The following is a 9,719-nucleotide window of genomic DNA, read 5'->3' as shown; positions in this document are numbered from 1 at the left end:
GGCTGAGGGCCGGCCCTCAGCCCGGGGTCCCGGCCTTGACGAGCGGCGCGTCCCGTGTGAACTCCCGGAACCCGACGCTGTAGTACAGTCCGCGCGCCCCGGGATGGCCCGGCGCGCCCAGGCAGGCGACCGTCGCCTGAACGGCCCCGGCCGCCCGCGCCAGAAGCATCCCGTGCAGGAGCATCGCCCTTCCCAGTCCCAGGCGCCGGTGGTCCGGGTGCGTCCCGACGGGCTCGAACTCGACGGTCCTGTTCGCCTCGTCGAGCCACATGACGGCCGAGGCCGCCATCGTCCCGTCCGGCGCCTCCACCAGCAGGTGCAGGTCGCCGCGGTACCCGTCCGTCTGCCGGACGCCCCGGTACCCCTCGGCCGTGTACGCCGAGGGGGCCCAGGCGTCCAGGTGGGCCCGGACCGCGGCCTCCGGCCCGGCCTCGTCGGCGGTGCGGAACAGGTATCCGGCCGGCAGCACCGGCTGTTCCACGACGGCGAGGTCCCGCACGTTGAGCTGGGTCCAGTCCCCCGTGTCGCCGAGGGAGGCCGGATCGGTCGTGTACCCGTGCTCCGTCCACCGCCGCAGGGCGAACCCGTCGGCGGCTCCCGGCAGCACGGAGCGCTCGAGACCGGCCGCTGTGGTGTCGTACCAGTCGATCACCTCGTCGACCAGCCCTGCGTGGTCGGGATGCACCTGGTACGCCAGATAGGTGCTGGTGACGTCCTTCACCGACCCGTCGCTCAGCTCCACACGGCGTGGCAGGTGGGCCCAGCCCCACGCCACCAGCTCCCCGCCGGAGAACCACAGCCGGCGCCGCCAGCTCGCGCCGACGGCGGCGTGCCCCCTGCCCCAGTTCCACGCCAGCTCGCCGAATGACGCGTCGCTGTTCACCAGGTCCGGGCGGACGGCGGTGACACGCTGCGCCAGACCCTGCATGAGCCGCACGTCCGCGGCGGTCAGAAGTTCCGGGTTCGTCATACCGCGTCACTGTGGCAGGGCTCCGCGCGGCCGTCGAGCCATTTTCCGGGGTCCGCGAGTTCCGCGTGGTCAGAGGCCCGATGCGCTTTCCCGTGGCGGCGGAGGCCGGGCGGCCGTGCCCCTCGCCGACCGGTCGCGGGGACCGGGGCGAGGATGATCGACGCAGGGTTGAGCGGTGGACCCGCGAAGGCGCGGCGTGCCGCCCGGAGCTCGTGCCTCCAGGGGCGGAGAACGCGAGGCCGGTCCCGGCCGGGACCGGCAGCGGACCGGCAGGTCGGACGAACGCGCCTGACACGGGGGGACCGGCGCACTATGCTCGCCCGCGAACCCGGCACAGCGCCGAACCCCGCGCCCCTCCGACGGGGCCCCGCGCGCCGGACCGCGCGGGCCGAGACGCCCAGGAGCGACTCCCTTGACACCCCACTCCGACATCGACGTGGTCGTCTTCGACATCCTCGGGACCATGGTCGACGAACCCGCCGGTCTCAGGCGCGGCCTGCGCGCACTGCTCCCGGACACCGACGAGGCCGGGGTGGGCGAGCTCGCCGCGCTGTGGCACGGACACGTCGACGAGCAGCAGCGGGAGATCCTCGCGGGCCGCCGCGCCTACGCCGACAGCACGGTGCTCGACCTGGAGGCGGCGACGCGCGTCGCGGCCCGGGCCGGTGTCGGCGACGCCGACGCGATCCGCGCCCTGGCAGCCTCCGGGCAGCGGCTGGACCCCTGGCCGGACTCCGTCCGGGCACTGGACAGGATCGCCTCCCGCTTCCCGGTGGTGGGTCTGTCGAACGCGAGCCGCGCGGCGCTCACCCGCATCGGCGCCCACGCCGGTCTGCGCTGGCACCAGGTGCTCTCGGCCGAGGAGGCGCGCAGCTACAAGCCCCGTCCCGACGTCTACCGGCTCGCGATCGCCAACGCGGGCTGCGCGCCGGAACGCCTGCTCATGGTCGCCGCCCACGCCTGGGACCTCCGGGGCGCCCAGGCGGTGGGCATGAGGACCGCCTACGTCGAACGCCCCGTCGGGGACCCGCCCGGGGCGGCGGACGCGTTCGACCTGGAGGCGAAGAGCCTCGACGACCTGGCCGCGGCCCTCGGGGCGGCCTGAGGCCGCGGCACCGGGGCCCGCGCGTGGCGCTCCCCCGCAGCACGGGGGCCCGCACCCGGGGGCCGTGGAACGCAGCGGCCCCCGGACGCGCAGGCCCCCGTCATCCCCTCCCGGGGAGCCCGGGCGGCTTCAGGCCTCTGCCGCCGCCGGCTCGCGCCCGGTTCCCGCCGCGACGATCCCCCGCACGATCTCCTCCGGGACCTCGGCCGTGTCCAGGTCCCGGACCAGGCGGGTCCGACCGCCGCCGCCGGGCCTGAAGACGCTCGCCCCGGCGTCCTCCCCCTCCGTCTCGATCAGGACCGTGCCCGGCTCGGACAGTGTGAACAGCTCCGGTCTGACCATGCTCAGGACCGCCACCGGGTCGTGGGGCACGTTCCACTGCTCGTCCCAGAACTTCCACCACTGGTCGATGTCGGCGGCCAGCGCGCCGCCGAGCGCGCCCGCGGCCCCGAGTCGGCGCAGGTGCGGCTCCAGCACCTTCACCCTGCGCGTGACCTCCAGGCCGGTGACCACGGCGCGGATGCCCGAGGAGAAGACCCGGTGTGCGGCCAGGGCGTCGCTCCGGAAGTTGTGCTCGGTCCTCTCGACGTCGTCGAACGCGCCGCCCATCACCCACAGGGTGCGCACGTTCTCCGCGAAGCCGGGATCGGCCTCCAGCGCCAGGGCGATGTTGGTCAGCGGACCGATGGCGAGGACGTCGACCTCCCCGGGCCGCTCGGCCACCGTGCGGACCAGCCACTCGACGGCGGGCCCGTCCTCGTAGGCCTCCCCGTCCAGGCCCGTGTGCAGCGACCCCTCGTGCCCCGCCCACCACACCTCGCGGCCGGAGAGCGGCTTCCCCTCCCCGGCCCGCACGGGCAGGGCGAGCCCGGCCAGGGCCCCGTAGCGCCGGGCCAGCCGCGCGCGCAGCGCGGTGTCCCCGTACACCGTCGCGACCCCGAGCAGGTCCACCCCCGGCAGTCCGAGGAGCAGGGCGAGCGCCATGGCGTCGTCCACGTCCGTTCCGATGTCGGTGTCCAGGACGACGGCGCGGGCGGTAGGGGCGGCGGGCATGGAGGAGCCTTTCGTGTGGTTCGACGGGCTCACTTGAGCCCCGAGGTCGAGACGGACTGGATGAAGTACTTCTGGAGGGAGAGGATCACGACCAGCGGCACCAGGATCAGCACCACGGACCCGGCGAACATCAGGCCGTAGTCCACGCTGAACTGGCCCTGCATGTTGGCCAGGGCGACGGGGCCGACGACGTGCTCGGCGTCCGTCCCCATGAGCAGCGGCCACACGTAGGCCTGCCACTGGAACAGGAACAGCATCAGGCCCGCCCCCATGAGCGCGGGCCTGGACAGGGGCAGGTAGATCCGCCAGAACACGCCCCACCAGCTGAGGCCGTCCAGGCGGCCGGCCTCCACCAGTTCCTCCGGGACGGCGAGGAAGAAGTTGCGCAGCATGAAGATCGCCATGCCGTTGCCGAGGCCGGGCAGGATCAGCCCGGTGAAGGTGTTCTGGAGGTTCCAGTCGCGGAACAGGTCCGCGAGCGGGATGGCGATCGCGTCGAACGGGATCAGGAAGCTGACCACGATCACCGCGAACACCGCGCCCTGGCCGCGGAACCGCAGCGCGGAGAGCCCGAACGCGGCCGTGGCGCACAGCACCAGCCCCACCACGACCGTGACCGCGCTGATGAGCAGCGAGTTGAGGATGCCCCGGCCCAGGCCCGTCCCCACCAGGGCCGTGTAGTTGTCGAGGGCCGGTGTCAGGGTCAGGAAGGTCTCCCAGCCGACCGGCGACAGGAAGCGGAACGTGTCGGCGCTCGGCCTGAGGGAGTTGGTGAGCACCCAGAGCAGCGGGACCACGAAGACGAGTCCCACCACGGCGCCCGTGGCGGTGATCAGGGCCCTCCGTGTGCGGGGGCGCCGCCGTGTCCGCCCTGCGGGGCGGTCCGCCCGGGCGGCCGGCGCCCCGGGGCCGGAGGAGGTGTTCGTCGGCATCGCTCAGTCCTCACTTCGCAGCATGCGGAACTGGACGGCGACGATCACGAGGGTGATCACCACCAGCACGACCACCTCCGCCTGGGCGCGCCCCATGTCGCCGAGCGAGTAGGCGCGGGAGTAGATGTCGTACATGAGGAGGTTCGTGGACCCCTCCGGCCCGCCCCCGGTGAGGATCTGCACGGGCGCGAAGACCAGCAGGTTGGAGACGGTGGCCGCGACCAGGACGAACGAGAGCGGCCTGCGCAGCATCGGCAGGGTGACGTTGAGGAACGCGCGCACCGGCGACGCCCCGTCCAGCTCCGCCGCCTCGTAGAGTTCGGCCGGGATGTCGTTGATCCCCGCGATGAGGAACAGCATCCAGTAGCCGACGCCGATCCACGACAGCAGGACGATGATCGAGGCCAGCGCCTGGTCGGGTGAGGTCAGGAACCCCTGAGGGGGCAGTCCGACCACCGCCAGCAGGGCGTTGGCGAGCCCGCCCTCGGGACGGAAGATCACGCTCCAGACCACGGCGGAGACCGCGGGCGGGGTGGCGATCGGCAGGATCACCAGCGCACGCCACACCTTGGAGCCGGCCATGCGGCGGCGCGTGTACAGCACCGCCAGCGCGACGGAGACCGCCACCTGCAGCGGGTTCACCACCAGGGTGAAGAGCAGGGTCACCGCCACCGCGCCGCGGAAGTCGGCGTTGGCGAACAGGTCGAGGTAGTTGCCGAGTCCGACGAAGCTCCTGCCGGACAGCAGGGACGTGTGGTGCAGGCTCTCCCAGAGGGCCGTCGCGCCGGGCAGCAGCCGCAGGAGGGTGAGCGCCACCAGCGAGGGCAGCAGGAACGCGAGCGCGACCGCCGCGGTCCCGCGCCACCACGGGCGCCGGTAGTGGCCGGGCCGGGGGCGGGCGCTCACGGCCCGCCCGCCGTCCCCGGCCCGTGTGGAGGGACCGCTCATCGCAGCGGGGCCCAGGCGTCTTCGAGCTGCTCCCCGGCCTGTTCCAGCCGGGACGCGGCGTCGGAGCCGTTGCGGATGTCCGCGAAGGCCGTGTTCATGACCTCCTCGAACTGGGCGTAGCCGACCGTGACGGGCCGCACCACCCCGGTGTTGGCCACCTCGTGGGAGATGAGGTCGGCGGCTCCGGCGCTCCGGTCGCCCGCCAGGGCGTCCATGCGCGGCAGGTACTCCTCGGCGGCCTCGGTGTTGGCCGGGATGATCGTCTGGCGCTCGGTGCTGGCGAGGTTGCCGGCGGGGTCCAGCGCCGCGTACTCCAGGAACAGGCGTGCGGCGTCCTTGGCCTGCGAGGCGGGGTTGACGCCCCAGGACCACGACCCGGAGGGGGTGACCTCCTCGCCGCCCTCGAAGTAGGGCATCGGCGCGACCGTCCAGTCCACGTCGGAGTCGGCGAACTCCCCCAGGTCCCAGGGGCCGCCGACGAAGAAGGCGACGTCCCCGCCGGAGAAGAGGGGGCTGGTCTCGAAGGTGCCGACGCCCCGCGGGGAGAGCCCGTCCTCGAAGGTCGCGCCGAACCACTCCATGGCCTCGACCCACTCGGCGTTGGCGACGTCCTGGTCGAGCATGTCCTCGCCGACGACCCCGCTCCCGCCGCCCTTGGACTCCATGAGCGGCTGGAGCTGGTAGTAGAAGTCGGTCTGCTCCAGGAGCAGGCCCCACTCGGTGCCGGCCTCCTGGGCCGCCTCGGCAGCCTCCGCGGTCTGCTCCCACGTCCAGCGCTCGGAGGGGTCGGTGCCCGGTCCCTCGATGTCGGCGGCGGCGAGGGCGTCCTGGTTGACGAACATCAGCTGCGTGGAGTTCCACACGGGCAGGGCCCAGAGCTTGTCCTGGTGGATCCCGGTGGAGTACTGGCCCTCCGTGGTGGCCTCGCGGGCGCGGTCCTCCAGGTCGGAGAGGTCCTCCAGGAGCCCCTGGGCGGCCATCCACGGCACGCGGGGCTGGTCGACCGCGTAGACGTCGATGGACTCGTCGCCCGCGGAGAGCCGCTGCTGGACCGTGCTGTTGTACTGGTCGAAGGGCACCTGGGTGTACTCGACGGTGTAGCCCTCGTGGGATGCCTCGAAGGCCTCGATGAGGGGCTCGAAGAAGGCCGGGTCCTCCGGGCCGAGGAACTGGATCGTCCCGTCCCCGCCCCCGTCACCGGAGCCCGGGGAGCAGGCCGCGATCAGTGCCAGGGATGCCGCTCCGGCGACGGACGCCAGGACTCTCTGTCGTTTTCTCATGGACGGTGACCTTTCGAGGCGGGTTCCGGCTCGCACGGCACTGCTGGGTCGCGGAGGCCTTCACCGGGAAGTCAGCGATCTATGCGCTTAGATATAAGCTAGCAAACCTCATGTGAACGGTAAATGACAAGGTCGGGGGCCCGATTCGTGACCCGGCGCCCTCCGGGCGCCCCCGCACCCGGGCCGCCCGCGGGGACGGCTACCCTCACGCTAGGGAGAACGGAAGGGACTGGTGCCGCATGGCGACAGCACGGGACGTCGCGCGACGGGCGGGTACCTCCACCGCCGTGGTCTCCTACGTGTTCAACGACGGACCGCGCGGGGTGGCCCCGGCGACCCGGCAGAAGGTCCTCGACGCGGCGGCCGAGCTCGGCTACCGGCCGAACGCGCTGGCGCGCTCCCTCTCCAGCGGCCGGACGCACTCGATCGGGCTGATCGTGCCCGACATCTGCAACCCCTACTTCGCGGAACTGGCCCGCGCCATCGAGGACGCCGCGGGGGTCCGGGGCAACCTGCTGCTCATCGCCGACTCCGCGCTCTCGGCGGAGCAGGAGCGCCGCCACACCCGCTCGCTCGTCGAGCGCCAGGTCGACTCGGTCGTGCTGGTCTCGGTGTGCGACGAACCCGACCTCGGCGAGTTCTTCGAGGCCGGCATCCCCGTCGTCGCGCTGCACCCGATCTCGGACCGCGAGCGCGCCTCGTCGATCACCATCGACTACGAGGCCGCCGCCCAGCGGGCCACCGAGCACCTCCTGGCGCACGGCTACGGGAGCATCGTGCTGCTCAACGGCCCGGTCGAGTCCACCGGGGCGCGGCAGCACCGGGCGGGCTTCGACAGGGCGGTCGCGGGCGCGGAGGGCGTGCGCGCGTGGACGATCCGCTCGGAGATCTCACGGCACGACGCCGCGGAGTCCGCCTACACGCTGCTGAGCGGGACGGACCGGCCGCGTGCCGTCTACTGCACCACCGACGAGCAGGCGTTCGGCGTCCTGTACGCGGCCCACCGGGCGGGACTGACGGTCCCCGACGACCTGGCCGTCGTGGGGTTCGACGGCACCCGCAACTGCCTGGTGTCGATCCCCGCCCTGACCACGGTGCAGCAACCCACGGAGGCCATGGCGCGGCGCGTGGTGGAGATCCTCGCGGGCCGCACCGTGAACGACGACCCCGTGCACGAGGTCCTGGGCTTCGAGTTCGTCGCACGCGCCTCCAGCGGCGGGCCGGCTCCCGGATCAGCGTGAGCCGCGCCCCGCGCGCCGCCCGGGGTTCCCGTGGCGGACGCCCGCCCGCTCGGTGAGCGGACGGGCGTCCTGTTCAGTTATCCCCCTCGGCACCTCGGAGGGGCGGGGAGGCGTCAGTTCAGCGGCGGGTAGGCGTTGTCCAGCAGCTCCTGGAACTGGGCCGAGAACCAGTGGCCCGAGATCGGGGCGTCGGCCAGCGCGCCGCTCATGTTGTACCCGTTGCGGGGGTTGCCCTCATAGGTCGGGTCGCACATGCGGTCGAAGCCCTTGCCCTCGGGGTTGGGGATGAACTCGCTGGAGCCGTCCGACTCGCCCGGGGGCTTCATCCACACATAGGCGTCGATGCCCGGCTCGGGGGAGGCCTGCGGGCGCTCGCCCAGCCCCGCACCCGACTGGTTGCACCAGTTGCCCGACTGGATCCGCCGGTCGTAGCGGCCCCCGTCCACGAACGCGTCCACACTCGTCTGCGGACCCGGACCCGTGGGGCGGTCCGGTCCGCCCCAGCCGTTGCGGGAGGTGTCGATCAGCATCCCGATGTCGGAGCCGAACCCCTGCGAGACCAGCTCCTCGCGCAGCGCCTGGGAGAAGGACAGCTCGTCGGTGAACTGGTTCCAGTCCACCCACTGCGACTGGCGCACCGGCGTTCCGGCCACCGTCTGGCCGATGGAGAAGTTGTCCTCCACCAGCGCCGAGTAGTTGGCCGTGTTCGCGATGAACCCGTGCACGTCGTCCGGCGAAGCGCCGGCGGTGTTGGCCGCCTCGTAGAACAGCGCCGCCGAGGCCGAGAAGTTGTCGGCCCAGCCGATCCACCCGTGGTGGCCCGCGTCCACGTAGTTGTAGACGTTGTCGATCGCGCCCAGCTGCGCCAGGGCGTAGCCCACGCCCTCCACGTAGTTGCCGTTGGCCAGCATCTCGTCGCACTCGGGCGTGGCCGTCTCGCGCGGGGACACGTTCGTGACCAGGTTGGGCAGCGAGTCGATCTCCACCGTCGTCACGATCCGCAGGTCCGCGTAGGCCGGATCGGCCAGGATCTCCGCGATCGGGTCGATGTACTCCTCCTTGTAGCGGTCGATCTCGTCCGGTCCCAGCTCGCCGTTGGAGGCCAGCGCCGCGCAGTCGCGGCCGGGCAGGTTGTAGATCACCACCTGGAAGACCATGGGCTCGCCCGCGGCCTGGGCCACCGCCTCGTCCAGGTGCTCGCGCAGGCCCATCGACCCGGTGGTGGGGCTGTCGTTGCCCTCGATCGCGCTGATCTGGTCCAGCCACACACCCGTGGGCTGGTCGGAGATCGCGTCCCCGCCGGGCTCGGCGGCGGCGTTGGCCGACCAGATCGGGTTCACGTACACATCCGCGCCCTCATACGGATTGTCCACGCGGTCCCCCGGTTCCGGGTCGGGGTCCGGGTCCGGGTCGGGTCCGGGACCGGGGTCGACCGATCCGTCGCACACCACGCCGTTGAGGGTGAACTCCGACGGTGCGGCGTTGCTCCCGGAGTAGGAGGCGTTGAACCCGAAGGAGACGGTCCCGTTCGTGGAGATCGACGAGTTGTGACCGGCGGCGGTCACCGACACGTCCTGCCCCGACTGGGTGTGCGTACCGTTCCACAGGTTCGTGACCTGCTGGTTCCCGGGGAAGGACCAGTCGAGGGTCCAGCCGTTGAGGGCGGTTCCCAGGTTGGTGATCTCGACGCTCGCGGTGAAACCGGAGCCCCAGTCGTTGACCTGGTAGTCCACCTCGCAGCCCGGGGCGGCGCTCGCGGGCGTGGTGGGAAGGAGTGCCAAGGTGGTGCCGAGTACGAGGGCCGAGGCCGCGGCGAGGCCTCGTCGTGTCCGCGAGCGTGTGCTCGCGCCACGGTGGATCCTGCTCATGTCGTCTTCTTCCTCATGGAGGGGGGTGACCAAAAGGAGCTTGCGGAGTGTCGACCGGGGGTGCGGGCGACGGTTGCGTGAGGTCCGCTCAGACGTGGACGGGGACGGAGGTGCGCGGGGCATGACGACCTCGTACTGGCAGGGGCGCGGTGCGCCAGGGGATGTGGGAGCGCTCCCACACGGCAGGCGAAGAAAACCCGACCACCATGGTGCGACGCCGGGCGAGGGGTGTGGGGGGAGGGGGATGTCGGGGGGACAGCACGACCAGGACCACGCCCACCTGGGCCAGCGTGATCGCGGTGACCGGGAGCAGCAGCCCGGC

The 9,719-nt window shown here is 72.4% G+C and carries 8 protein-coding genes and 1 pseudogene; 2 read left to right on the top strand and 7 right to left on the bottom strand.

Features of this window, described 5'->3' with window-relative positions; translation table 11 throughout:
* Positions 1–16: 16 nt before the first annotated feature.
* Positions 17–970 (bottom strand): GNAT family N-acetyltransferase, encoded by a 954-nt coding sequence (locus ACWGL3_RS28095; protein ID WP_452461988.1) that lies wholly within the window; start codon positions 968–970, stop codon positions 17–19.
* A gap of 412 nt (positions 971–1,382) precedes the next feature.
* On the opposite strand from ACWGL3_RS28095, the gene ACWGL3_RS28090 reads away from it, so the two are divergent.
* Positions 1,383–2,075, top strand: coding sequence for a haloacid dehalogenase type II (locus ACWGL3_RS28090; RefSeq protein WP_267945282.1), 693 nt, complete (start codon positions 1,383–1,385; stop codon positions 2,073–2,075).
* A gap of 129 nt (positions 2,076–2,204) precedes the next feature.
* Here the strand turns inward: ACWGL3_RS28090 and ACWGL3_RS28085 are convergent, their stop codons facing one another.
* From ACWGL3_RS28085 to ACWGL3_RS28070, 4 genes are read right to left on the bottom strand one after another with little or no spacing between them, the layout of a single operon-like run.
* Positions 2,205–3,128: a nucleoside hydrolase gene (locus ACWGL3_RS28085; RefSeq protein ID WP_267945283.1), complete on the bottom strand. Its 924-nt coding sequence runs from the start codon at positions 3,126–3,128 to the stop codon at positions 2,205–2,207.
* 29 nt (positions 3,129–3,157) lie between these two features.
* A complete protein-coding gene (locus ACWGL3_RS28080) occupies positions 3,158–4,060 on the bottom strand; it encodes a carbohydrate ABC transporter permease (RefSeq protein ID WP_267945284.1) in 903 nt (300 codons plus the stop codon).
* Between the two features lie 3 nt (positions 4,061–4,063).
* Positions 4,064–4,966, bottom strand: coding sequence for a carbohydrate ABC transporter permease (locus ACWGL3_RS28075; protein WP_267945285.1), 903 nt, complete (start codon positions 4,964–4,966; stop codon positions 4,064–4,066).
* 38 nt (positions 4,967–5,004) lie between these two features.
* On the bottom strand, positions 5,005–6,288 hold the full coding sequence (locus tag ACWGL3_RS28070; RefSeq protein WP_267945286.1) for a sugar ABC transporter substrate-binding protein: 1,284 nt from the start codon (positions 6,286–6,288) through the stop codon (positions 5,005–5,007).
* Positions 6,289–6,527: 239 nt separating this feature from the next.
* Between ACWGL3_RS28070 and ACWGL3_RS28065 the strand changes: the two genes are divergently transcribed.
* Entirely contained in the window at positions 6,528–7,529 is a 1,002-nt protein-coding gene (locus ACWGL3_RS28065; protein ID WP_267945287.1) for a LacI family DNA-binding transcriptional regulator, read from the top strand.
* A gap of 113 nt (positions 7,530–7,642) precedes the next feature.
* On the opposite strand, the gene ACWGL3_RS28060 is transcribed toward ACWGL3_RS28065, so the two are convergent.
* On the bottom strand, positions 7,643–9,397 hold the full coding sequence (locus ACWGL3_RS28060; protein ID WP_452461987.1) for a glycoside hydrolase family 6 protein: 1,755 nt from the start codon (positions 9,395–9,397) through the stop codon (positions 7,643–7,645).
* Positions 9,398–9,485: 88 nt separating this feature from the next.
* Positions 9,486–9,719, bottom strand: a pseudogene (locus ACWGL3_RS28055) (hypothetical protein); the annotation flags it as partial.

The organism is Nocardiopsis sp. NPDC055824, from assembly GCF_053616335.1.
Note: the sequence above shows the minus strand (reverse complement) of the source record. Positions and strands in the feature narration are given on the sequence as shown.